Below are 22800 nucleotides of genomic sequence, written 5' to 3' on the forward strand. Positions count from 1 at the left end.
GGGCGGCGTCCCGGACGCTGGCGGCGGGGGCGCCGTTTGCGACCGCCGCGTCCCTGGCGCGCGGCGCCTTGGCGGCCTTGGCGCCCTCTCCCGGAGCAGGCTTCGCGGCGGCCTTCCTGTCGGCCTTGGCCGCACCGGTCGTCTGCTCGTCCTTCAAGGCCACTCGCCGTCTCCCGGGATTGCGCTTCGCGGTCGTCAAACAGCTTCTCCCAAGGGTCTACGACAAATCGAAGACAGGCAACCGACGCCGGCGCGGCGCGCGTCAGCCCGGCTCGTCCCCGTCCCGGATCTTGAGGATCTCCGCCGCCAGCGGCCGCGTGATGCGGCGCCCTCGGGCGAGCCCCTCCCGGTCGAGCGTCTCCACCACCGCCTGCGCGGCCGCGATCGAGCGGTCGATCCGCAGCGCCAGGTACTCCACCACCGAGGTGTCGACCACCAGTTGGCGCTCGATGAACATCTTCACCAGCACGGCGCGGACCAGCGCGTCGTCGGGCTCGCCCAAGGTCGCCGTGGGGGCCAGGCGCAGCCGGGACAGCAGGTCCGCCGTCGCCAGCCCCCAGTCGGAGGGCGGCGTGCGGGCGGTCAGCAGCAGCGAGGACTTGCGCTCCCGGGCGATGTTGAGGAGGTGGAACAGCGCGTCCTCCTGCCCCTGCATGGCGTCGCAATCCTCGATCACCAGCGCGCCGGCCGAGGCCAGGTGGGGCACGTCGGGCAGGCGCAGCGCGGCGCGGGCGACCGTCCAGGCATGGCTGCGCTTGGCCCAGATGGCGGCGCAGTGGCTCTTGCCGGAGCCCGGCGGCCCGATCAGCAGGAGCACGGAATCTGGCCAGTCCGGCCAACGCTCGAGAACGTCGAAGGCCGCTTCGTTGGAGGCGCTGACGAGGAAGTCCTCGACGTCGAGCCCGGCGTCGACGGGCAGGTCCAGCGCGAGCTGGCGAGGCTTTTCGGTCACGCTCAGGCGTCCGGCCCGGGGTCGCGCCGCAGCGGCGTCGCGGCGCTGGTGTAGATCGGGCTCGCCAGATATTGCCGCAGGCCGAACCGCGCCAGCACCCCGGCCGTCGCCGCCAGCGGCACGGCCAGGAGCAGTCCCACGAACCCAAACAGCGTGCCGAAGGCGAACAGCGCGAACATCAGCCACACCGGATGCAGCCCCACCGCCTCGCCCACGAGCTTGGGCGACAGGACGTTGCCCTCCAGGAACTGCCCGGTGAAGAACACCGCCAGCACGGCGCCCACCATCACCCAGTCGGGCCAGAACTGCACGATGGCGACCGACGCCGCCAGCACGAGGCCGGTCAGCGACCCCACATAGGGAATGAACGAGATCAGCCCCGCCAGCATGCCGATCAGGAAGCCGAAATTCAGCCCGCAGAGGAGCAGGCCGACCGCGTACCACGTGCCCAGCAGCAGGCACACCAGCGACTGCCCGCGGATGAAGCCGCCGATGGCGTCGTTGATCTCGCGGGCCAGCCCGCGGACCGTCATCCGATGGCGGGGAGGAACCCAGCTGTCGACCTTCTCGATCATGTGGTCCCAGTCCACCAGCAGGTAGAAGGCCACCACGGGCGTCACCACGAGCAGCGAGACGAGCCCGATCAGGGTCTGGCTGCCGCTCCACAGCGACTTCAGCACGTCGCCCAGCCAGGCGATGCCCTTGCCGATGAAATCGCCCAGCGAGTTCTGCAGGTCGGGCGCGACGGTCCCGCCGAAGCGCTCCAGCAGGGGGCGGCCGCGTTCGGCCACGAGCTGCTGCAGCCGTTGCGCGTAGCCCGGCACCTTCTCGGCGAAATCGGCGAGATTGCTGGCCAGCACCGGCAGGAGCAGGAGCATCGCCACCACGAAGACGAAGACGAAAAGGCCGAGGATGGCCACCGACGCCCAGAGCCGGCTGCAGCCCAGCCGCTCCAGCCGGTCGGCCAGCGGGTCGAGGAAATAGGCGAGCGCCAGCCCGGCCACGAAGGGCAGCAGGATGCCGCTGAACACGTAGATGCACAGGCCCGCGACCCCGAGCGCGACCAGCCAGAACGCCGCCTGCCGCTGCAGCGACATCGGCCGTTCGGAGACGTCCGGCGTCACGTCGGCCGGCTGGACGGCCGGGCGATCATAGGGGGCGATCACGACGCCATGTGTTTCAGCCATCGTGCGAGATAGGCGCCCGCCGATGCGATCGTCAAGCAGGCCACGACCGCCATGCCGACCTCGACGAGCCGGGATTCGTGGAAGCCGGAGCTGAGCGACCCCAGGATCACCGCCGCGAAGGCGATCTGCGCCGTGGTGTTCGCCTTGGACAGCCGCGACGGATTGATCGCGATGGGCTTGCCCATCAGCCAGGACAGGATGATCGCGCCCAGGATCATGATGTCGCGCGACACGACCACGATGGCGAGCCAGCCTGGCAACTGGCCCACGATGGCCAGCGAGACGTAGATGGAGACCAGCAGCGCCTTGTCGGCGAGCGGGTCCATATAGGCGCCCAGCTCGGAGCGCATGTCGAAGCGCCGGGCGATGTAGCCGTCCACCGCGTCGGAGACGCCCGCGATGGCGAAGGCGACGAATGCGAGGGTCCATTCGGACTGGCCGATCATCGCCACCACGAACGGAACCAGCAGGAACCGGCCGATGGTGATCAGATTCGGGATGTTCACGACGCGCATGATCAAAGCTTAGGCGACCGGGGCGCCTTTCGCGAGCTTTCGCCCGCGCAAGAGCGGCGGTCCTCACAGGCAAGCGGGCCGCGCCCCTTGCCAGCCCGCCCCTGGCGGCTTACTCCGCCCGCAGGACGGAGGACTTCCATGGCGACCGACAAGGGCGGCGGACTGACTTACGCGCAAGCGGGCGTCGACATCGACGCCGGGAACGCCATGGTCGAGGCGATCAAGCCGCTCGTGCGCGCCACCGCGCGCCCGGGCGCCGACGCCGTGATCGGCGGCTTCGGCGGCCTGTTCGACCTCAAGGCCGCCGGCTTCAAGGATCCGGTGCTGGTCGCGGCCAATGACGGCGTCGGCACCAAGGTCAAGATCGCGATCGAGACCGGCAAGCACGACACGATCGGGGTCGACCTCGTCGCCATGAGCGTCAACGACCTCGTGGTGCAGGGCGCCGAGCCGCTGTTCTTCCTGGACTATTTCGCCACCGGCAAGCTCGCCCCGCATGTCGGCGCGCAGGTCATCGCGGGCGTGGCGAAAGCCTGCCGGGAGGCCGGCTGCGCCCTGATCGGCGGCGAGACGGCCGAAATGCCCGGCCTCTACAACGAAGGCGACTACGACCTCGCGGGCTTTGCGGTGGGCGCCGCCGAGCGCGGGACGCTGCTGCCCCGCCCCGACATCGCCGACGGCGACGTCCTCATCGGCCTGCGCTCTTCGGGCCTGCACTCAAACGGCTTCTCGCTCGTCCGCCACATCGTGGACCTGAGCGGCCTGCCCTGGGAGGCCCCGGCGCCCTTCGAGCCCGAGCAGGCCATCGGGGCGGCCCTCCTCGAGCCGACGCGCCTCTACGTGAAGCCGATCCTGGCCGCGCTGAGGAGCACCACGGGAATCAAGGCCCTGGCCCACATCACCGGGGGCGGCTTCCCGGACAACATCCCGCGCGTGCTGCCCGACGGCCTCGCCGCGGTGGTGGAGCTCTCGGCCGTGCCGGCGCAGCCGGTCTTCAAGTGGCTCGCCGCCGTCGGCGGGGTGACCGAGGCGGAGATGCTGCGCACCTTCAACTGCGGCATCGGCATGGTGGTGGTCGTCGCGGCCGCGGAGGCCGACGCCGTCACGGCCGCCTTCGAGCAGGCCGGCGAAGAGCCCGTGCGCCTGGGGCGCCTCGCGCCGCGCAAGGACGGCCAGGCCGTGGTCTACAAGGGTCAGCTCGACCTGGCCCTGCCGAACCCATGACACGCCGGCGCACCGCGATCCTGATCTCGGGCCGCGGCTCCAACATGGAGGCGCTGATCCAGGCCGCGCGGGATCCGTCCTTCCCGGCCGAGATCGCGCTCGTCCTGTCCAACCGTCCCGGCGCGGGCGGCCTGGACAAAGCGTCGCAGGCGGGCGTGCCCACCGCGGTCGTGGACCACCGGTCCCATCCCGACCGGGACGGCTTCGAGGCGGCCATGCAGGCGCAGCTTCAGGCCCACGGCGTCGAGTTCGTCTGTCTCGCCGGCTTCATGCGCATCCTCACCGCAGGCTTCATCGCTCGCTGGGAAGACCGTCTGATCAACATCCACCCGTCCCTGCTGCCCGCGTTCCGCGGACTGCGCACGCATGAGCGCGCGCTCGCCGAAGGCGTGCGCATCCATGGCTGCACGGTGCATTACGTCGTCCCCGAGCTCGACGCCGGCCCCATCATCGCGCAGGCCGCCGTTCCGGTCCTGGACGACGACACCGCCGAGACGCTCGGCGCGCGGGTGCTCCAGGCCGAGCACGCGCTCTACCCCTTCGGCCTGTCGCTCGCGGCCGGCGGCCGGGCCCGCCGCGAGGGCCAGCGGGTACGCGTCGCCGGCGGAAAACCCCAGCCCGCCCTTGTCAGCCCTTTGCTGGATTGACCGAAGTCGCCACACGCCTCATTGCGCCTCTGGGTTGCCATGATCCTGCCGGCTTTCGGCGAGTTCATCAGTCAACTCCTTGCAAAAGCAAGGTGATTCGGGGCAGAGCACGATGCGGCACAGACACTGGTCTGCGTTTTCGATGATCCTCGCGGTGGTCGCCCTTCTGGGTGGAACGGCGCTCACGATCGACGTCGCGGTGCGGCGGATCTCACATGGGCCCTCGCCCATGGTGCTGGACGAAACCGAGCTGGGCGACTTCTTTTACGACCTGACGTCGGCGACCTTCACCGACGCTCCCTCGCCGCTGTCGCGGTGGTAGAACAACAGGTCGAGTTCGGGCGCCTCGACGCCGAGGCCCGTCAGGAGGGCGTGGACCTGGCCGCGATGGTGCGTCTGGTGGTTGAAGAAGTGGTCCAGGGCGGGCGCTAGCGGCTGGGCGAAGACCTCGCCCGTCGTCACTCGCGCATAGCGGATGGACCCGGCGAGCGTCTCCTCGGTCAGTCCCCGCGCGAAGGCGACGATCCGGGCGTCCTCCGCCTCGCGCGCCAGCCTCAGATCCTCCAGCCGGTCGTACAGGATGACGTCCAGCCGCTTCGGCGCGTCGCCCTCGCCCGTGAAACGCCGCATCCAGATGCGATCCGCCACCAGCAGATGGTTCAGTGTTCCGTGCACGGACCGGAAGAACGCTCCCCTGTCGGCGCGGTAATCCGCGTCCTCGAGCTGCGCCGCCGCGTCGTAGAGGCGACGATTGGCCCAGGCGTTGTAGCCGGCGAAGGAGCGAATGCGCAGGCGATTCATCTGAGGACCTTTGTCAATCCGACGGGCCGGGTCTACGCTGGAGCTTGGCTTCGATGCGGGATGCTACCCCGGAGTCGTTGGAGGGGAACAGATGAAACGATATTTGGCGGAAGGGCTCGGCACGGCCGCGCTTGTCTTGATCGGCTGCGGCGCCGTCGCGGTCAGCGGCCTCGGAACGGTGCTCGGCGGCGGCGTTCCCAGCGGGCCTCTCGCCATTCTGCCCATCGCGATCGCGTTCGGCTTCACGGTGACGGCCATGGCCTACGGCATCGGCCCGATTTCGGGATGCCACATCAACCCGGCCGTCACGGCGGCGGTGTGGTCGGCCGGACGCATGACCGGCGGCGACGCGCTGCGCTACGTCGCCGCGCAGGTGATCGGGGCCGTGCTGGGCGCCGGGCTCCTCGTCGTCATCCTGATGGGCCGCAAGGGCGGCTACGACCTGGCCCAGTCCGGGCTCGGCCAGAACGGCTGGGGAGCGGACTGGAGCGTCTTCTCGGCTTTCGTCAGCGAGGTCGTCGCCACCTTCCTGTTCACGGTCGTGATCCTCGGCTCCACCTCGAAGATCGGCGCCACGCCGGTCGCCGGGCTGGCCATCGGCATCACGCTCCTGGTCCTGCACCTGCCGTTCGTGGCCATCACGGGCCTGTCGGTGAACCCGGCCCGCTCCTTCGGGCCGGCGCTCTTCGTGGGCGGCCAGGCGTTGGCGCAGCTGTGGCTCTTCATCGTCGCGCCCGTCCTCGGCGGCCTTGCGGCCGGCGCCCTGTTCCGCAATCGGGCCCTGGCCGACTGACGGCGAACCGGCCGCGGCGCGCCCGGCGCGTCGCGGTCTCGCACGTCTCCTTGTGGCCCGGCGCCGCCGCTTGTATAAGCCGGGCGCCGCACGGCCGTCGCCGCCGCAATCCGGCGGACAATCCATCAGGAGACAATTCGTCATGGCGCTCGAGCGCACTTTTTCGATCATCAAGCCCGACGCCACGCAGCGCAATCTGACGGGTTCCGTGAACGCCGTCATCGAGGCCGCCGGCCTGCGCATCGTGGCCCAGAAGCGGATCCAGATGACCCGCCAGCAGGCCGAGACGTTCTACGCCGTCCACAAGGAGCGGCCCTTCTTCGGCGAGCTCGTCGACTTCATGATCTCCGCGCCCGTCGTGGTGCAGGTGCTGGAAGGCGAGAACGCCATCGCCAAGTACCGCGAAGTGATGGGCGCCACGAACCCGGCCAACGCCGCCGACGGCACCATCCGCAAGCTCTTCGCCAAGTCGGTGGGCGAGAACTCGGTCCATGGCTCGGACGCTCCGGAGACCGCGGCCGTCGAGATCGCGCAGTTCTTCGCCGGGAACGAGATCGTCGGCTGACTACAACCGAAATTGCAACTGACGGTTGGTTGAGAGAATCAAGCGTCGGAAATCTGCTGGCGGGGACCACCAGAGGGTTCCCGCCATGCCCCCGGCACTGGATTTCACCAAACAAGAGCTGACGCGGCTCGACGTCGCCCGCGCGGACGGAGCGTCGCTCGACTGGGCGTCCATGGCGCGGGACATGCTGCTTCGGGCCGCGCAGCGGCTCAGGGGAGCGGAGCAGGCCGAGGAGATAGCGACCGATTCTTTCGTGGAGAAGCTGGTCAACGACCTGCGCTTCCTGGCCTGCGAGATGGCCTGGAGCACGATCCCGAGCCTCGTCGTGCTCGACCATATCACCGGAGAGGCGGTGCAGCGGATCGACGGGGCGCTGCCTCATCTGGGCGACGGCGAACGCCGGACCGCCCTCATCGACCTCTGCCGGCAGGACGCCTGGCGGATCATCATGGACATTCGCCGGGCTGCGTGATGTCGTCTGGCGTCATCGCCAGGCTCCGACATGAACGCACCCGTCGCCGTCACCCGTCGTCCTTCCGTCTGCCCGCATGACTGTCCGTCCGCCTGCGCGCTGGAGGTCGAGATCGTCGACGGCGCGCGCGTCGGCCGGGTCTATGGCGCGCCGGACCAGGCCTACACGGCGGGCGTGATCTGCGCCAAGGTGGCCCGCTACGCCGAACGGGTCCACCACCCGGACCGCGTCACCCACCCGCTTCTGCGCGTCGGCCCCAAGGGCTCCGGCCAGTTCCGGCGCGCGTCCTGGGACGAGGCGCTCGACGTGGTGGCCGAGAACTTCCTGAGGGCCGAGCGCGAGTTCGGGGCCGAATCCGTCTGGCCCTATCACTACGCCGGCACCATGGGCCTGGTGATGCGCGACGGCGTCAAGCGCCTCACCCACGCCAAGCGCTATTCGGGCTTCTACTCCACCATCTGCATCAACCTCGCCTGGCCGGGCTACATCGCCGGCACGGGCAAGCTGGCAGGGCCCGACCCGCGCGAGATGGGCAAGTCCGACTGCGTCGTGATCTGGGGCACCAATGCGGTGTCCACGCAGGTCAATGTGATGACCCACGCCGTCCGGGCCCGCAAGGAGCGCGGGGCGAAGATCGTCGTCGTCGACGTGTACCAGAACGCCACCATGAAGCAGGCCGACATGGCGCTCTGCCTGCGGCCCGGAACGGACGGCGCGCTCGCCTGCGCGGTGATGCACGTGCTCTTTCGCGACGGGCTGGCGAACTGGGACTATCTGCGCCGCTACACCGACGCCCCGGAGGAGCTGCGCGACCATCTGCGGACGCGGTCGCCCGAATGGGCCTCCGCCATCACGGGCCTGCCCGTCGAGGAGATCGAGGCTTTCGCGCATCTCGTGGGCCGCACGCCGCGGACCTATTTCCGGCTGGGCTACGGCTTCTCCCGGCAGCGCAACGGCGCGGTGAACATGCACGCCGCGTCCTGCATCGCGGCCGTCACGGGCGCGTGGCTGCACGAGGGCGGCGGCGCCTTCCACAACAACGGCGCGATCTATCACTGGCGCAAGTCCCTCATCGAGGGCCTCGACGCCTATGACCCGTCCGTCCGCAAGCTCGACCAGTCGAAGATCGGGCGCATCCTCACCGGGGATCCGGACGCCCTCAAGGGCGGGCCGCCCGTCAAGGCGCTGTTCGTGCAGAGCACCAACCCGGCCGCGGTCGCGCCCGAGCAGGGCCTCGTCAAGCAGGGCTTCGCCCGGGAGGACCTCTTCGTCTGCGTCCACGAGCAGGTGATGACCGAGACGGCCCGGCTCGCCGACGTCGTCCTGCCGGCCACGATGTTCATGGAGCACGACGACCTCTACCAGGGCGGCGGGCACCAATACATCATGTTCGGGGGAAAGCTGGTCGACCCGCCGGGCGAATGCCGCTCCAACCACGAGGTCGTCTCCTCCATCGCGGCGCGGGTCGGGGCGCGCCACCGCGGCTTCGACATGACGCCGCGCGAGATCATCGACTGGACCTTGCGCCAATCGGGCTGGGGAACCCTGGAGGAGCTCGAGGCGGGCAAGTGGATCGACGCCCAGCCGCCCTTCGAGCAGGCGCATTACCTGGACGGCTTCGCCTGGCCGGACCGCAAGTTCCGCTTCAAGCCCGACTGGCCCAAGGTGCCCTTCTCGAATGACGGGCCGATGGGCCCCATCGCCGACATGCCGGCCCTCCCGGACCACTGGGCGGTGATCGAGCAGGCCACGCCCGAACACCCGTTCCGGCTGGCGACCAGCCCGGCCCGCAACTTCCTGAACACGAGCTTCAACGAGACGCCGACCTCGCTGAGCAACGAGAAGCGCCCCACGGTCATGATCCACCCCGCCGACGCGGCCGAACTCGGCGTCGCCGACGGCGAAGAGGTGACGCTGGAGAACCACCGCGGCGCGGTGCGCATCGCCGCGCGCCTGTTCGACGGGGTCCGGCGCGGCGTCCTGGTGGCGGAATCGATCTGGCCGGACAGCGCCTATCCGGACGGCAAGGGCATCAACCACCTCACGGGCGCGGACGCGCCGGCGCCCTTCGGCGGCGCGGCGTTCCACGACAATCGCGTGCGTGTGGTGAAGACTTGACGTAACGCGTGCACTTGCGAAGGGTGAGAGACAAACCTCGCACAGGGATTCTCGTTCATGCTCGTCGCTCGCCTCGCTCTCGCCTTCTCCCTGGTCGCGTCCTCCGCCATGGCGGGCGGGTCCTCGTCGAATTTCTCTGAGCCGCAGCCCGATCCCGCCACCAGGAGCATGAACCGCTATGAGGCGAAGCTGTGGGTGTTCGATCGCTGCCTGATCAGCCAGTCGAGGCTCATGGGCACGACCCGCGAGGCCGTCCACACGCCCTGCAGCTGCTACTCGACCAAGACCGTCGACGGCATGACCAAGGTTGAGTTCGAGAACTTCCGCCAGAAGAGCTATTTCGACGATACGACGCGCAACAAGGCGCTGGCCAACATCGACGCCTGCAAGCTGAAGCGCCCGATCTGACCGGGGGCGCGGCCGCAGGCGGGGACCGGGCCTACTCGGCCGCCTCCGCCTTGGACGCGACGGCGCCCTCCTCTTCCGCGGGCACGAGCCGCATGGCCTCGTCCCGCTGCCGGGCCTGCTCGGCCAGCTTGGCGAGCCGGCGCTGGCCGTCGGGCTGGATCAGCCCCGCCGACATGATCAGCTTCGCGCCCTCGTCGACGGAGATCGACAGTTCGATCACCTCGTGGCGCGGCAGATAGAAGAAGAACCCGGTTGTCGGGTTCGGCGTGCAGGGCATGAACACGGCGACATATTCATGCTGGCCCGGCATGCGCTCCTGCAGCTCGCCCTGCGGCGGGGTGGACAGGAACACGATCGACCACATGTCCTTGGCCGGAAACTGCACCAGCCCCACCGTGCGGAACGACGTGCCCGACTGCGAGAACACCGTCTCGAAGATCTGCTTCACGCTCTTGTAGAGCCCGCGCACGACCGGCATGCGCCCGAGCAGGGTCTCGCCGAAGTCCAGCAGCGAGCGGCCGACGAGGTTGGCCGTCAGGAAGCCCAGCACCGTCAGGCCGAAAAAGGCGACGATCATCCCGAAGCCGGGGATCGGGTATTGCAGGTAGGTCTCCGGCAGATAGGGAGCCGGGATGAAGGGCTTCACCCAGCCGTCGACCAGATTGACCACCCACCATGTGATGTAGGCGGTGATCGCCAGCGGACCCGCCACGACGACGCCGGTCAGGAAATAGGCCCGCAGCCGATGCCCCGCCGACCGCTTCGGCGGGGGAACCGGGGCGATGAACGGAGTCGCCGCCAGACCAGCCTGCGGGGCCTCTACCGGCTCGATGGTCATGCGTCAGAACCCCTCGACGGACAATGCGGCGCACGCCGGCGGGGCCATGCGTGCGAGAGGCGTTCCGCGACGCGCTCCGACGAACAGGTTTATTCGACGGTGACCGATTTTGCCAGATTGCGCGGCTGGTCGACGTCCTTGCCCAGCGCCACGGCCGCCCAGTAGGCCAGGAGCTGAATCGGCACCGCATAGACGATGGGCGCGAAGTCGGCTCCCATCGGCGGCATCACCACGTTCTCCAGCCCGTCCAGCCCCGACTCGGCCGCCGCATGCGCGTCCGAAATGAGCACGATGCGACCGCCGCGCGCCGCGACCTCCTGCATGTTGGAGACCGTCTTCTCATAGAGCGCGTCGCGCGGCGCGATGACGATCACCGGCATGGTTTCGTCGATCAGCGCGATGGGCCCGTGCTTGAGCTCGCCCGCCGCATAGGCCTCGGCGTGGATGTAGGAGATCTCCTTCAGCTTCAGCGCGCCTTCCAGCGCCATCGGGAAGCTGGAGCCGCGGCCGAGATAGAGCACGTCGCTGACCTTGGAGAGGTCGCGCGCCACCTGCTCGACCTCATGCTCGTGCTTCAGCGTCTCAGCCATCAGGCCCGGGACGGCGATGAGCTCGGTCACGAGGCGCAGCCCCTCGCTCTCCGACAGGGTCCCGCGCGCGAGCCCGGCCGCCACGGCCAGGCACGCCAGCACGGTGAGCTGGCAGGTGAAGGCCTTGGTGGACGCCACGCCGATCTCCGGACCGGCCAGCGTCGGGGCGACCACGTCGCTCTCGCGGGCGATCGAGGAGGTGGGCACGTTGACGACGGAGAGGATCTTCTGGCCGTTCTCCTTGGCGTAGCGCAGCCCCGCCAGGGTGTCGGCGGTCTCGCCCGACTGGGAGATGAACAGCGCCAGGCCCTTGCGGGGCAGCGGCGCCTCCCGGTAGCGGAACTCCGACGCGACGTCGATCTCCACCGGCAGCCGCGCGAATCGCTCGAACCAGTACTTCGCCACCAGCCCGGCGATATAGGCCGTGCCGCAGGCCGAGACCGTCAGCCGGTCGAGGTCCGACCAGTCGAACGGAACCTCGAAGGGCAGGCGCACGCGGCCGGTCGCCATGTCGATATAGTGGGCGAGCGTGCGGCCCACGACCTCCGGCTGCTCGTGGATCTCCTTGGCCATGAAGTGGCGGTGGGCGCCCTTGTCGACGAGGAACGCGCCGGCGCTGGTCTTCTGCTTCGGGCGCTGGACGACGGCGTTGTTCTGGTCCCGGAACTCGGCGCCGCCATGGCGCAGCACGACCCAGTCGCCGTCCTCCAGATAGGTGATCGTGTCGGTGAAGGGCGCGAGCGCCAGGGCGTCGGAGCCCAGATACATCTCCCCCTCGCCCCAGCCCACGGCCAGCGGCGCGCCGCGCCGGGCGCCGATCATCAGGTCTTCCTCGCCGTCGAACAGGAAGGCGAGCGCGAAGGCGCCGCGGAACTGGGCCAGCGACGCCGCGACGGCCGCCACCGGATCGTTGGTGCGCCGCATTTCGCGGGTGACGTATTGCGCCACCACCTCGGTGTCCGTCTCCGATTCGAAGCGCAGCCCGTCGGCCTGGAGCGACTCGCGCAATTCGCGGAAGTTCTCGATGATCCCGTTGTGAACCACGGCGAGCTTGTCGGTGGCGTGCGGATGCGCGTTGCGCTCGCTCGGCCGTCCATGGGTGGCCCACCGCGTGTGGCCGATGCCGATCAGGCCGTCCAGCGGCTGCTCGCGCAGGCGCGCCTCGAGGTTGCGCAGCTTGCCTTCCGCCCGCCGGCGATCCAGCCGCCCGCGTTCGAGGGTGGCGACGCCCGCTGAATCATAGCCCCGATATTCGAGGCGCTTCAGCCCGTCCACGATCAGCGATGCGACCGGTGTCGTTCCCAGGATGCCGACGATCCCGCACATGATTTGGTCTCCAGAGCCTGGTCCGCAACGAGCGAGCGCCCCGTTCAGTGCTTATTAGATCGCGCTTGTGACCGCGCGAAATCACTTTGGATGACCAAGAGTAACAGATCGAAGGTCGATCTGCGCGCGTCCTTCATCAGCACGCGCGCATAACGTGCATTTATCGTCAATTCTTCTTGTTGGCGTCCCGGAATGCCTTGCCCCAGCCCGCCTTGACCACCTGCCTGCCGCGGCCCAGCGCCAGCGCGTCCTCCGGCACGTCGTCGGTGATCACCGAGCCCGAGCCCACGAAGGCGCCGGCGCCGACCGTCACCGGCGCGACCAGGGCGGAGTTGGATCCGATGAAGGCCTTCTCGCCGATCACGGTCCTCGCCTTGTGGAAGCCGTCGTAATTGCAGGTGATCGTCCCGGCCCCGATATTGGCCCCGGCCCCGACCTCCGCGTCGCCGACATAGCTGAGATGGTTGACCTTCGCGCCCTGGCCGAGCCGCGCGTTCTTCACCTCGACGTAATTGCCCACCTTGGTCTTCGCGCCGAGCTCCGCGCCCGGCCGCAGCCGCGCGAAGGGGCCGATCTCCGCATGGTCGCCGACCTTCGCCTTCTCGATATGACAGTTGGCGTGGATGACGACGTTGGCCCCGATCTCGACGCCGAGGCCGAACCACTGGTTCGGCTCCAGCACCGTGTCGGCCCCGAAGCTCGTGTCGTGGCTGAGGAACACCGTCTCGGGCGCGATCATCGTCACGCCCGATCGCATCGCCGCCTCGCGCAGCCGGCCCTGCATCAGGGCCTCCGCGGTGGCGAGCTGGACGCGGTCGTTGACGCCGCGCACCTCGTCCTCACCGGCGATGAGCGCCTGGGTGGAGTAGCCCCTCTCGCGCGCCGCCCCCACCACATCGGGCAGGTAATACTCCTTCTGGGCGTTGTCGGCGCCCACGGAGTCCAGGAGCTCGAGCGCGTGGCGCCCGTCGAGCGCCATCAGGCCGGCGTTGCACAGCCGGACGGCCCTCTCCTCCTCGGTGGCGTCCTTGTGCTCGCGGATGGCCAGCAGCGACCCTTCCTCAATGAGCAAGCGTCCGTAGCCGGTCGGATCCTGCGCCTCGAAGCCGAGCGCCGCCACGGACGCGCCCTCCCCGATCGCGTTGCGCAGCCGCCGGATGGTCTCGGGGCGCACCAGCGGCGTGTCTGCGAAGAGCGCCACCACGTCGTCGAAGCCGTCGGCGATCGCCTCCCGGGCGGCCAGCACGGCGTGGGCCGTGCCGAGCCGCTCCGCCTGCACGAAGATCCGGGCGGACGGCGCGAGGCGACGCGCCTCCGCGGCCACGTCCTCGCGCCCCGGGCCGACCACGACCGCGATGGCGTCCATGTCGGCCGCCCGCACGGCCGCGATCACGTGCCCGAGCAGGCTCAGCCCGGCCACCGCGTGCAGCACCTTGGGCCGGGACGACTTCATCCGCGTCCCCTCGCCCGCCGCCAGGATGACGGCGAGGCCGCGCCGCGTGACCGCCGGGCCCAGCAGCTCGTCCTGCAGCGCGCCGGCCGTCTCGTGATCGGGGCTCGGTCGCCCGTCCGTCGTCGAGGCCGCGGCGGCGCCAGGGGGGATGGTGATGTCGCTCATGGGAGGGTCCGGATCGGCTGGTGGGATTTCATTTACGATGACGACCTAGAGTCGCAATGAATCGCACATGCCGGCGAGGCGCACCACTCCCGTCCGGACACACTGGTCCTTCGATGCTTCAACCGTTGCGTATCGAGCCCACCTTCGCCGAGGCGGCACCCGCGGTTCCCCTTGCGGGCGGCGCTGCGGCTCCGGTCCCGCCGACGGCGCCTGTCGAGCGCGCCGCCGCCGCGTCGGCCGCCGCCTGGGCCGGCGTCGCCGTCTCGGCGATCCTCTTGGGCGCGCCCTGCCTGTGGCCCGCCGCCAGGACCGAGCCGGCGCCCATGCGGCAGGCGTCCGCGGCCGACCTCGCCGCGCCCTCGCCGCGTCCCGACGTGGTCGCGACCGGCTCGCTGGCGCCCCAGCCGGCGCCGACGCCCGCCGCCTCGGCCGAGCCCCTGCAGGACGTCACGACGGAAACCTTCACCATCGCGCTCGGAGAGAGCACCGCGGCCGCGACACTGTGGGGCCGGTGGCGGTTCCTCCAGCAGGCCTACGCGGAGGAGATCGGCTCGCTGGCCGCTTCGGTGCGGCCCTCGCCGAACGCCCCGCAGCGGCAGATCCTCACGCTCGGCCCCTTCGCGAACGCCGGCAAGGCCGCCGAGTTCTGCGGCCGCTGGCGCGCCAAGGGCGCAAGTTGCGAAGTGGCGCGGGCCGACGGAGCCCGCCTCTCGCCGGGAACGTGACCGGCGCGCCGCCGATCGTCACATTTCGATGGTCTTGCGGCGGCCCGTCATGTTTTGATCGCATGACGCTCCGCCTTCACGCCATCTTCGAAACGGATCGCCCTGCCTCTATAGTGTGCTAGAAGCGCGCCCGATCGACGGGCGCGGCGCAGCCCAGCACCATGCGCCGTCGTCGCCAAAGGCTAATTGGGTTTCTGTCGTCGATGTCGAGCGAAAATCCTCCGACCTCCCCCGCGAAGGCCGCGCGCCCTTTCGACAGGCGCTCCGTCCTGACGCTCGGCGTCGGCGCAGGCCTCATGGCGGCCGCCGGGCCCGCCCAGGCGCAGAACTTCGCCGCGCAGGCGCTGCAGAGCACGCTGGGCGAGGGCCAGCGCTTCAGCCCGACCACCTTGGTCGACCTGGCGAGGCTGCTGTCGAAGCGCGCCTACACGCCGCCGCCCAGCGACCTGCCGGACCCCTTCGCCAACCTTAATTACGAGCAGTATATCGGCATCCGCGCCCAGCCCAGCGCCACGCTGTGGAACATGGAGGGCCGCGGCTTCACGGTGGAGCCCCTCCACCGCGGCTTCGCCTTCCAGAACGCGGTCTCGCTCTTCATCGTCGAGGACGGCGCGGTGCGCCGCGTCATCTACGACCGCAGCCGCTTCGACTACGGCAAGCTGAACGTGCCCGCGACATTGCCGGATCTCGGCTTTTCCGGGTTCCGCGTGTTCGGCGACGGACAGAACGGCCGCCAGCGGGAGGTGGCGATCTTCCAGGGAGCGACCTTCTTCCGGTCCTCCGCGCGCGGCCAGAACCTCGGCGTCATGGCGCGCGGCCTCACGCTGAAGGCCGGCGACCCCAAGGGCGAGGAGTTCCCGCTGTTCCGGGCCTTCTGGATCGAGCAGCCGGCCGTGCGCACCGACAACCTCGTCATCCACGCCTTGCTGGATTCAGAGAGCGTCGCCGGGGCCTACCGCTTCACGCTGCGCACCGGCGACGTCTCGATCATCGACACCGAACTTACCCTCTTCCCCCGCGCGCCGGTCGAGAACTGGGGCGTGGCCGGCATGACGTCGACCTATCTGTTCGGGTCGAACGACCGGCGCAACGTCGACGACGTGCGGCCCGCCGTCTATGAGAGCGGCGGCCTGCAGATCCACAACGGCAATGACGAGTGGGTCTGGCGCCCGCTGTCCAATCCCGAAACGCTCCAGATCTCCGCCTTCGTCGACCCGGCGCCGAAGGGCTTCGGCCTCATCCAGCGCGACCGCGACAGCAACGCCTTCCAGGACGACGACCAGAACTTCGAGCGTCGCCCGAGCCTGTGGATCGAGCCGATCGGCGACTGGTCGCCCGGACTGGTGCAGCTGATCGAGATTCCGACCGAATCGGAGATCAACGACAACGTTCTGACATACTGGCGGCCCAAACAGCCGCTTCAGCCGGGCGGGGACGTCTCCGTCGCCTACCGGCAGTTCTGGTGCTGGCAGCCCCCGGAGCGGACGCAACTGGCGATCGTGACGGCGACGCGGGTCGGCAAGGGGCGGACGGCGACGGCGCGGCGTTTCGCGGTGGACTTCACCGGCGAAATGCTCAAGCAGACGCAGACCGTGCTGGAGCTCAAGGCGACGCTGTCCTCGGCGACCGGGACGGTGTCCAATCTGAGGCTCTGGCCCTACCCGGAACGCAAGCTTTACCGAGTGGGTTTCGAGCTGGAGCCCGGAAACGAGACCGCGTGCGAGCTGCGCCTCGTGCTGGAGGCAGGCGGCAAGGCGCTGAGCGAGACATGGCTGTATCGTTGGACACCCTAGACGCCGCTAAAACCTCGCGAGAGCACGGCGCCCGAGACCTCGAGGCGCAGCCCGCGCCCGTCGGCGCGACCCTGTCCGCACCCCTGCCCCCGCTGCCGCCCGAGACGCCGTTGGCGATGCCGGTCCAGTCGCTGAAGGTCTGGTCGCGCAAGGACGTGCGCAAGCCGGTCGTGCGGCGCCCCAGGCCCTGGCTGGCCCGCATCTTCGTCTTCGCGGCGTCCATCGGCCTGACGGCCTGGGGCGCGATGGAGATGTACCGGGTCGTCTCGGTCTCCGGCGTCACGGCGCTGCAGTGGGCGCTCGTCGCCCTGTTCACGGTCAACTTCTCCTGGATCGCCCTGGCCTTCACCAGCGCCATCGTGGGCTTCCTGGCGCTGCTGCGCGGCCGCCGGCCGCCGCCCGTTCCGACCAGCCTCAAGGCCCGGACCGTAGTGGTGATGCCGGTCTACAATGAGGCCACGGCCCGCGTCTTCGCCTCGCTCCAGGCGATGTACGAGGAGATCGCCGCCACCGGCCTCATCCAGCATTTCGACTTCTTCATCCTGTCCGACAGCACCCAGCCGGACGCCTGGATCGCCGAGGAGCGCGCCTTCTGGGCGCTGCGCGAGCGCCTGGGCCCGCAGGCGCGGTTCTACTACCGCCACCGGCAGAAGAATGTCGGCCGCAAGGCCGGCAACATCGAAGACTTCGTCACCCGCTGGGGCGGCGCCTATGAGCACATGCTGGTGCTGGACGCCGACAGCCTGATGACGGGCGCCTGCATCACCCGCCTGGCCGCCGCCATGGAGGCCGATCCGGACGCCGGCATCATCCAGTCGCTGCCGCTGATCATCAACCGCAACACGCTGTTCGCCCGCCTGCAGCAATTCGCGGCCAAGATCTATGGCCCGGTGATCGCCACCGGCCTCGCCGTGTGGTCGGGCCGCGAGGGCAATTACTGGGGCCACAACGCCATCATCCGCACGAAGGCCTTCGCGGATCACTGCGGGTTGCCGCACCTCTCCGGCAAGCCGCCCTTCGGCGGCCACATCCTCAGCCATGACTTCGTCGAGGCGGCGCTGATCCGCCGCGCCGGCTGGACCGTCTACATGCTGCCCGAGCTGGACGGCAGCTACGAGGAGAGCCCCCCGTCGCTGATCGACCTCGCCACGCGCGACCGGCGCTGGTGCCAGGGCAACCTGCAGCACTCGCGCGTGATCGGCGCCGCCGGGCTCACCTGGCCGACGCGCCAGCATTTCGCGACCGGGATCTTCTCGTATCTCGCCTCGCCGCTCTGGCTGATGCAGCTCATGGTCGGCATCGTGCTGGTGCTGCAGACGCGCTATGTGCGGCCGGAATATTTCACCAAGGAGTTCTCGCTCTTCCCGGCCTGGCCCCGCTTCGACGCCGAGCGCGCGCTGCAGCTCTTCGGCATCACCATGGCGATCCTGCTGGCGCCCAAGCTGTTCGGGCTGATCCTGGCGCTGGTGCGCGGGTCCATCCGGCGGGCCAGCGGCGGCGGCTTCCGGCTGGTCGTCTCGGCCCTGATCGAGGTGATCATGTCGGCCCTGCTGGCGCCGATCCTGATGGTCATCCAGTCGGGCGCGGTGTTCCAGATCATCGCCGGGCGCGACACGGGCTGGAACCCGCAGCGGCGCGACGACGGCTCGATCCCGTTCCGCGACATCGTGCGGCGCCACCGTCTGCAGATGCTGCTGGGCGTCGTCACCGGCGTGTCCGCCTTCATGATCGCCCCGTCCCTGTTCGGCTGGATGTCGCCCACCATCCTCGGCCTGGTGCTGGCGATCCCGATCTCGGCCGCCTCCGGCATGCTGTCCATGGGCCTGGCGCTGAAGGGCGCGGGCCTCCTGCTGACCCCCGAAGAGAGCTCGCCTCCGCCGATCGCGACGCGCGCCAACGCCCTGATGGCCGAGCTCGCCGCCTCCGGGATCGACGAGGCCTCCGCCGTGCGCGCCGTGCACGACGATCCGGTGTTCCGCTCGCGCCATGAGACGATGCTGCCCTCCGCCCCCCGCCGCAAGCGCGGCGAGATCGACCGCGAGCGCGCGGTCGCGGAGGCCAAGCTCCTGGACGCCGAATCGATCGAGGACGCGCTGGAGTGGCTGCATCCCAAGGAGGCCATGGTCGTGCTGCACGACCGGGCGCTGCTGGGCCTGCTCTCCGGGCTCCCGGCCCGGCAGGACGCCGTGGCGGAGGGCGCGGTCGCAGCGGAGTGATCGGCCGAAGGGATTCAGGCGAACTAATGCAGGCGGAGCGATCCGACGGTCCGGCCTGCCCCGCTCACATCAGGACAAAGCCGCTCAGCGGTTTCCGCCGCCGTCGCGTTCCATCAGCGTCCGCTGGTTCGTCGGGAAGAACCGCTGCGTGGGCTGGCGCGGGGCCACCGGCACGCCCTGCGGGGCGGCGACGCCGATCTGCCCGCCGGCCACCGGCGCGGGCGGCACGGCGCCGGAGGGAGCGCCCGGCTGCGTCCTCGGCGCGGAGGCGGTGACGCCCGCCGGCGGCGACTGACGGCGCTGCTGCGACACCTTCGGATCGGGCTGCGTCGGCTTGAGCGGATCGAACTTGTCCGGATCCACCGGGTCCGGGATCACGTCCTTGCCGCCTTTGCAGGTGGTCAGCCACACGTCGTAGATCGGGTGCTCGATGCCGTGCAGCCCCGGGCTGGAGGCGAAGATCCAGCCGCCGAAGATCCGGCGCGCCTCGTTGCTGAACGTGACCTCGTCCACCTCGATGAAGGCCGTCGTGTTCTGCGGCTCGGTGGCCGGGCGCGTATAGCAGACGCGGGGCGTGATCTGCAGCGCGCCGAATTGAACCGTTTCGTCAACGGCCGCCTCGAAGGAAATGATTCGGCCCGTGATTTTGTCGAGCCCGGCGAAGATCGCGGTCGGGTTCTTGATCTTGTCGGCGCGGGCCGGGCCTGGCCCGGCCGCCACGGCGCAGGCCGCCACGAGCGCGCAGGCCGCGCGGGCCGCTACGGAATGGGACCCGCGGGCGGGTGAAGCGTTTCGGAGCAAGAGCATCAGCACGCGTTCGTTGTCGCGCCGCGACTCGGCGCCGCGGTCGTCATCCGGGCCGGGTGATTAACATGGCAAAGAGGGCGGAGAAAGGGCGGGCGCGCCGGAGCGCCTGACGCCTTCACCCGTAGGACTTCTCCTCCAGGATCGGCGAGCCGGCCCGCCGGCTGATCTCGCGCTTCAGCGCCGCCCGCCTGTCGTTGACGTGATAGACCGACCGCGCCAACGCCACGAAGCGCGGGCCGAAGTCGCCGCCCGCCTCGCACGCCCTCAGCCGGTCCTCCACGTCCCAGAGCTCGCCGTTCACGCGCCGCAGCTCCTCCGCGAGCGGCTCCAGCGCCCGCCCCGGGAGCCCGGCCGCGTCCCTCACCGCCCGCAGCTGCGACCGCTCGGCGCGCACATGGGCCCGCTTGGCGGCGTCCAGGATGCGCTCGGCCTTGAGGTCGAGGATCGAGATCCGGTCCAGCAGCTCGCCGGCCGAGAGCGGCGCCGTCAGCGCGACGCCGGCGACGGAGCCCTGCCCGGCGCCCGGCCCCGCGCCCCCGGCGAGGTCGACCGCCGCCTGCGCGACGGCGTCGGCGAACGTCTCGCCCCGGGCGCGCCGGCGCAGCCGCAGGGTCGGGTACCAGATCGTGTCCAGCGCCCGGCCCAGCCATCGCCAGTCGGCCCAGTCAGGCTGGAGCAGGAGGTCGGCGGGCCGGCCGAGCGCCCCCGCCAGATGCGCCACGGCCGTGTCGACGCACACGATGCGGTCGAGGCTGGCCATGATGGCGGCCGTGTCCGAAAAGGCGCCCTCCCCGGCGTCGAAGTCCGGCCCGGGATGAAAGATCGACGACGCAAAGGAGCATCCGGCGATCTCCCCCGGCTCCGCGTCCTTCTGCAGGCAGACGAGCCGCGCGCCCGGAATCGCAGCGATCGGGGCGAAGTCCTCCAGCGCCGCCGAGCGGCGCGCGTCCCCCGGCGCGGACCGGTTGCCCCGCCAGGCGATCCCGACCAGCAGCGTCACGCCCTGGGCGCGTTCGGCGGCCAGGCGGTCGCGCCACGCCGCCACGCGCGCCGGGTCGGCCCGCAGATAGGGCGCGGGCGCGCCGTAGTCGGCGGGGGCGAGCCCCATCGCGCGCGGCAGGTCCAGCAGCGTGGCCCAGGCGTCGATCCCCGCGACCGACCCGGCCGCCTCCAGCGGGCGCAGCTCCACCGGCGCGTCGAGACTGGCCAGCAGCGGCAGCAGCGCGCCGGGCGCGACCAGGCTGGCCTTGACGCCGGCCTGCGCCAGACGCGGCAGGAAACGGCAGAATTGCAGGGTGTCGCCCAGGCCCTGCTCGGCCATCACCAGCAGGCGCCTCGGCGCGGGGCCTCCCGTCCAGCGGCGCACCGGCTCGCGTCGCCCGCCTTCGCCGCGGCGCGTGACGCAGGGCGGCTCGGGCATCAGCCTGAAGCGCACCTCGTAGGCCGGCCAGGCTTCCGACCAGCGCTCGGCGCAAAACAGCGCGCGCGCCAGGCGCGAGGCCGCGCCGAGATGATAGGGGTCGGCCTCCAGCGCCAGCCGGTAGAGGGCGATGGCCATGGGGTAGCGGGCCTGCGCCTGCTCGCGATCGGCGAGCGCCACCAGGCGCTCCACGTCGAGGCGGCCGGGCGGGCGCTCCTGTGGCGGAATGGGGCTGGGCTGCACGGCGTCGTCCACCAGATGATTCTGGCGGATTCTACCATTGATTGTTGTCAATCATAGATGCACTCAGGCCTGCGCGATCTCCGGCTCGCACGAAACCGGGCAGCTCACCGAATTGGCGATGAAGCAAAACCGATGCGCCTGCTCGTGCAACTCGCGCGCCTTCGCGGCGTCGCTCTCCGGCGCGATCGTCACCCGGGGGCGCAGCACCACGGCGGTGAACCGTCCCGCGCCGTCCGGCCCCTCGGAGAGGACGCCCTCCGCGTCGTCCTCATAGGCGGTCACGACCACGTCCGAGACCGCCGCGAGGTGCAGGTACCAGAGCATGTGGCAAGCCGAGAGCGACGCCACGAACAGGTCCTCGGGATTGTGCCGGGCCGGATCGCCCCGGAAGGCCGGGTCGGACGATCCGGCGATGTCCGGCTTGCCGATCACCCGAACCACATGCTCGCGGCTGTAGCTGCGGTAGTCGGTCGTGCCGACGCCGAGGCTGCCGGTCCAGACGGTCGTCGTGCGGTAGCGGTGTTCGCGCATGGCGGTCGCCTCCTGCCCCGACCATAACGCCGGGCGCGCGAAAACGCCGCCCGAAAAGGGCGGCGCTGGAGACGCGGGTGACGGGAGCGGGCGCGCTCAGCCGCGGGAGATCTCGCCCTCGGTCGGGCGCGCGCCGACGGGCTGGCCGGTCGGCGACCACGCCTCGTAGTCGCCCGTGGCGGCCGGGCGCTCGCCCGTGGACAGGATCGACCCCTGCGGCCGGTAGGCGAAGGGGGTGCCGGTCATGTTGGGGACGTGCGGCTTCTCCCACTCGCGCGGCGCATAGCCGTCCTGGGTCGGGGGCAGCGGCGACGTGTTGCGCAGCCAGCCCACCCAGCCCGGCGGGGTCAGCGTCGCCTCGGTGCGGTCCTTGTAGATGACCCAGCGGCGCACGACGCCGATCTGCGGGTCCACCTTGCCGCCGATCGTCTGGTAATAGGTGTTGCCGAACTCGTCCGTGCCGACCAGTTCGCCGAAGCGCCAGGTGTGGAAGCGCGTGCCGATCGTCTGGCCGCTCCACCAGGTGAAGAATTGCAGCAGGAAGGTCTTCATCGCGGGCCTTTGTGGATCACGGGCCTGTGGAGGGCCTCGACTCCGCCCATCCAGGGCGGCCCCAGGCGTTTCGGCGCGGACTATACGGGCGAACGCCGTCCTGTCCAGTGCGCCAAGCGTCCAAGGCGTGCGCGGCGCGGCGATTCCCGATTCGCTCGAAGGCGAAGCGCCTGCAACCCAAACCGGCGCGCCGGCGATTCCGGTTGCATGCGAGCGCCTGCCTCACTTTCGCCACGTCTTCGCCTCCATCCCGCAAACGCCCGCTGAGTCAAGCTTGAACGCGGGCATGTCGGGCCGTAATCCCCCATCGTGACGACGCCGCTCTCCCGCGATCATGGTGAATCGATTCAAACTCGAACGATTCTTGTAGAAGAATCCGAGGCTTACGAAATTCCGTTGCATTCTCCCCACTCTTCACACCCATGTCACAACATCTTGGGCGTGCCGACCCGCGAACAC

General features: G+C 70.1%; 21 protein-coding genes. 10 read left to right on the forward strand and 11 right to left on the reverse strand.

Features of this window, described 5'->3' with window-relative positions; all coding sequences use genetic code 11:
* Positions 1–262 precede the first annotated feature (262 nt).
* From ABEG18_RS12460 to ABEG18_RS12470, 3 genes are read right to left on the reverse strand one after another with little or no spacing between them, the layout of a single operon-like run.
* A complete protein-coding gene (locus tag ABEG18_RS12460; RefSeq protein WP_406858375.1) occupies positions 263–952 on the reverse strand; it encodes an HdaA/DnaA family protein in 690 nt (229 codons plus the stop codon).
* A 2-nt stretch (positions 953–954) separates the two neighbouring features.
* A complete protein-coding gene (locus ABEG18_RS12465; protein ID WP_406858376.1) occupies positions 955–2139 on the reverse strand; it encodes an AI-2E family transporter in 1185 nt (394 codons plus the stop codon).
* Positions 2115–2654 carry a CDP-alcohol phosphatidyltransferase family protein gene (locus tag ABEG18_RS12470; protein WP_406858377.1) on the reverse strand — a complete coding sequence of 180 codons (540 nt, stop codon included), beginning with the start codon at positions 2652–2654 and terminating at the stop codon, positions 2115–2117. The genes ABEG18_RS12465 and ABEG18_RS12470 overlap by 25 nt, the downstream gene beginning before the upstream one ends.
* Before the next feature lie 138 nt (positions 2655–2792).
* Here ABEG18_RS12470 and purM point away from each other — a divergent pair, with 138 nt between their 5' ends.
* Positions 2793–3878 (forward strand): phosphoribosylformylglycinamidine cyclo-ligase, encoded by a 1086-nt coding sequence (gene purM / locus ABEG18_RS12475; RefSeq protein ID WP_406858378.1) that lies wholly within the window; start codon positions 2793–2795, stop codon positions 3876–3878.
* Complete coding sequence (purN, locus tag ABEG18_RS12480; RefSeq protein ID WP_406858379.1) at positions 3875–4525, forward strand: phosphoribosylglycinamide formyltransferase; 651 nt, start codon at positions 3875–3877, stop codon at positions 4523–4525. Before purM ends, purN begins: the two co-directional genes overlap by 4 nt.
* A gap of 264 nt (positions 4526–4789) precedes the next feature.
* Here purN and ABEG18_RS12485 read toward each other — a convergent pair whose 3' ends face one another.
* The gene (locus ABEG18_RS12485) at positions 4790–5326 is read right to left on the reverse strand and encodes a DinB family protein (RefSeq protein WP_406858380.1); all 537 of its coding nucleotides are present in this window, start codon (positions 5324–5326) and stop codon (positions 4790–4792) included.
* A 91-nt stretch (positions 5327–5417) separates the two neighbouring features.
* Here ABEG18_RS12485 and ABEG18_RS12490 point away from each other — a divergent pair, with 91 nt between their 5' ends.
* From ABEG18_RS12490 to ABEG18_RS12510, 5 genes are all read left to right on the forward strand, one after another.
* Positions 5418–6119: an aquaporin gene (locus tag ABEG18_RS12490; RefSeq protein WP_406858381.1), complete on the forward strand. Its 702-nt coding sequence runs from the start codon at positions 5418–5420 to the stop codon at positions 6117–6119.
* Positions 6120–6261: 142 nt separating this feature from the next.
* Positions 6262–6684: a nucleoside-diphosphate kinase gene (gene ndk / locus ABEG18_RS12495; RefSeq protein WP_406858382.1), complete on the forward strand. Its 423-nt coding sequence runs from the start codon at positions 6262–6264 to the stop codon at positions 6682–6684.
* An 85-nt stretch (positions 6685–6769) separates the two neighbouring features.
* A complete protein-coding gene (locus ABEG18_RS12500) occupies positions 6770–7156 on the forward strand; it encodes a hypothetical protein (protein WP_406858383.1) in 387 nt (128 codons plus the stop codon).
* A gap of 30 nt (positions 7157–7186) precedes the next feature.
* Positions 7187–9274 (forward strand): molybdopterin-dependent oxidoreductase, encoded by a 2088-nt coding sequence (locus ABEG18_RS12505; protein ID WP_406858384.1) that lies wholly within the window; start codon positions 7187–7189, stop codon positions 9272–9274.
* A 57-nt stretch (positions 9275–9331) separates the two neighbouring features.
* The gene (locus tag ABEG18_RS12510) at positions 9332–9682 is read left to right on the forward strand and encodes a hypothetical protein (RefSeq protein WP_406858385.1); all 351 of its coding nucleotides are present in this window, start codon (positions 9332–9334) and stop codon (positions 9680–9682) included.
* A gap of 31 nt (positions 9683–9713) precedes the next feature.
* Here the strand turns inward: ABEG18_RS12510 and ABEG18_RS12515 are convergent, their stop codons facing one another.
* The 3 genes from ABEG18_RS12515 to glmU all read right to left on the reverse strand — a co-directional run bounded on the left by ABEG18_RS12515 (position 9714) and on the right by glmU (position 13889).
* Positions 9714–10520: a DUF502 domain-containing protein gene (locus tag ABEG18_RS12515; protein ID WP_406858386.1), complete on the reverse strand. Its 807-nt coding sequence runs from the start codon at positions 10518–10520 to the stop codon at positions 9714–9716.
* Positions 10521–10609: 89 nt separating this feature from the next.
* On the reverse strand, positions 10610–12436 hold the full coding sequence (gene glmS / locus ABEG18_RS12520; protein WP_406858387.1) for a glutamine--fructose-6-phosphate transaminase (isomerizing): 1827 nt from the start codon (positions 12434–12436) through the stop codon (positions 10610–10612).
* Positions 12437–12602: 166 nt separating this feature from the next.
* A complete protein-coding gene (glmU, locus tag ABEG18_RS12525) occupies positions 12603–13889 on the reverse strand; it encodes a bifunctional UDP-N-acetylglucosamine diphosphorylase/glucosamine-1-phosphate N-acetyltransferase GlmU (protein WP_406858602.1) in 1287 nt (428 codons plus the stop codon).
* A 278-nt stretch (positions 13890–14167) separates the two neighbouring features.
* Here glmU and ABEG18_RS12530 point away from each other — a divergent pair, with 278 nt between their 5' ends.
* From ABEG18_RS12530 to mdoH, 3 genes are all read left to right on the forward strand, one after another.
* Complete coding sequence (locus ABEG18_RS12530; RefSeq protein WP_406858388.1) at positions 14168–14779, forward strand: hypothetical protein; 612 nt, start codon at positions 14168–14170, stop codon at positions 14777–14779.
* Between the two features lie 203 nt (positions 14780–14982).
* On the forward strand, positions 14983–16572 hold the full coding sequence (locus tag ABEG18_RS12535) for a glucan biosynthesis protein (protein WP_406858389.1): 1590 nt from the start codon (positions 14983–14985) through the stop codon (positions 16570–16572).
* Positions 16548–18788, forward strand: a complete 2241-nt coding sequence (gene mdoH, locus ABEG18_RS12540; protein WP_406858390.1) for a glucans biosynthesis glucosyltransferase MdoH — start codon at positions 16548–16550, stop codon at positions 18786–18788. The genes ABEG18_RS12535 and mdoH overlap by 25 nt, the downstream gene beginning before the upstream one ends.
* A gap of 84 nt (positions 18789–18872) precedes the next feature.
* Here mdoH and ABEG18_RS12545 read toward each other — a convergent pair whose 3' ends face one another.
* The 4 genes from ABEG18_RS12545 to ABEG18_RS12560 all read right to left on the reverse strand — a co-directional run bounded on the left by ABEG18_RS12545 (position 18873) and on the right by ABEG18_RS12560 (position 22341).
* Entirely contained in the window at positions 18873–19595 is a 723-nt protein-coding gene (locus ABEG18_RS12545; RefSeq protein WP_406858391.1) for a DUF2155 domain-containing protein, read from the reverse strand.
* A 115-nt stretch (positions 19596–19710) separates the two neighbouring features.
* On the reverse strand, positions 19711–21270 hold the full coding sequence (locus ABEG18_RS12550; RefSeq protein WP_406858392.1) for a hypothetical protein: 1560 nt from the start codon (positions 21268–21270) through the stop codon (positions 19711–19713).
* 51 nt (positions 21271–21321) lie between these two features.
* On the reverse strand, positions 21322–21789 hold the full coding sequence (locus ABEG18_RS12555) for an OsmC family protein (protein ID WP_406858393.1): 468 nt from the start codon (positions 21787–21789) through the stop codon (positions 21322–21324).
* A gap of 96 nt (positions 21790–21885) precedes the next feature.
* Positions 21886–22341 (reverse strand): NADH:ubiquinone oxidoreductase subunit NDUFA12, encoded by a 456-nt coding sequence (locus tag ABEG18_RS12560; RefSeq protein ID WP_406858394.1) that lies wholly within the window; start codon positions 22339–22341, stop codon positions 21886–21888.
* Positions 22342–22800: the final 459 nt, after the last annotated feature.

The organism is Alsobacter sp. KACC 23698 (assembly GCF_045348435.1).
In the GTDB taxonomy this organism is placed as follows: Bacteria; Pseudomonadota; Alphaproteobacteria; order Rhizobiales; family Beijerinckiaceae; genus Alsobacter.

Bases quoted from the DNA above. Each gene is read 5' to 3' on its own strand.
- ABEG18_RS12535 (WP_406858389.1), top strand. From the start codon at position 14,983: ATGTCGAGCGAAAATCCTCCGACCTCCCCCGCGAAGGCCGCGCGCCCT.
- ABEG18_RS12485 (WP_406858380.1), bottom strand. From the start codon at position 5,326: ATGAATCGCCTGCGCATTCGCTCCTTCGCCGGCTACAACGCCTGGGCC.
- purM (WP_406858378.1), top strand. From the start codon at position 2,793: ATGGCGACCGACAAGGGCGGCGGACTGACTTACGCGCAAGCGGGCGTC.
- ABEG18_RS12490 (WP_406858381.1), top strand. From the start codon at position 5,418: ATGAAACGATATTTGGCGGAAGGGCTCGGCACGGCCGCGCTTGTCTTG.
- glmU (WP_406858602.1), bottom strand. From the start codon at position 13,889: ATGAAGTCGTCCCGGCCCAAGGTGCTGCACGCGGTGGCCGGGCTGAGC.
- ABEG18_RS12530 (WP_406858388.1), top strand. From the start codon at position 14,168: ATGCTTCAACCGTTGCGTATCGAGCCCACCTTCGCCGAGGCGGCACCC.
- ndk (WP_406858382.1), top strand. From the start codon at position 6,262: ATGGCGCTCGAGCGCACTTTTTCGATCATCAAGCCCGACGCCACGCAG.
- ABEG18_RS12500 (WP_406858383.1), top strand. From the start codon at position 6,770: ATGCCCCCGGCACTGGATTTCACCAAACAAGAGCTGACGCGGCTCGAC.
- ABEG18_RS12505 (WP_406858384.1), top strand. From the start codon at position 7,187: ATGAACGCACCCGTCGCCGTCACCCGTCGTCCTTCCGTCTGCCCGCAT.
- ABEG18_RS12515 (WP_406858386.1), bottom strand. From the start codon at position 10,520: ATGACCATCGAGCCGGTAGAGGCCCCGCAGGCTGGTCTGGCGGCGACT.
- glmS (WP_406858387.1), bottom strand. From the start codon at position 12,436: ATGTGCGGGATCGTCGGCATCCTGGGAACGACACCGGTCGCATCGCTG.
- mdoH (WP_406858390.1), top strand. From the start codon at position 16,548: ATGGCTGTATCGTTGGACACCCTAGACGCCGCTAAAACCTCGCGAGAG.
- ABEG18_RS12465 (WP_406858376.1), bottom strand. From the start codon at position 2,139: ATGGCTGAAACACATGGCGTCGTGATCGCCCCCTATGATCGCCCGGCC.
- ABEG18_RS12470 (WP_406858377.1), bottom strand. From the start codon at position 2,654: ATGCGCGTCGTGAACATCCCGAATCTGATCACCATCGGCCGGTTCCTG.
- purN (WP_406858379.1), top strand. From the start codon at position 3,875: ATGACACGCCGGCGCACCGCGATCCTGATCTCGGGCCGCGGCTCCAAC.
- ABEG18_RS12555 (WP_406858393.1), bottom strand. From the start codon at position 21,789: ATGCGCGAACACCGCTACCGCACGACGACCGTCTGGACCGGCAGCCTC.
- ABEG18_RS12560 (WP_406858394.1), bottom strand. From the start codon at position 22,341: ATGAAGACCTTCCTGCTGCAATTCTTCACCTGGTGGAGCGGCCAGACG.
- ABEG18_RS12510 (WP_406858385.1), top strand. From the start codon at position 9,332: ATGCTCGTCGCTCGCCTCGCTCTCGCCTTCTCCCTGGTCGCGTCCTCC.
- ABEG18_RS12545 (WP_406858391.1), bottom strand. From the start codon at position 19,595: ATGCTCTTGCTCCGAAACGCTTCACCCGCCCGCGGGTCCCATTCCGTA.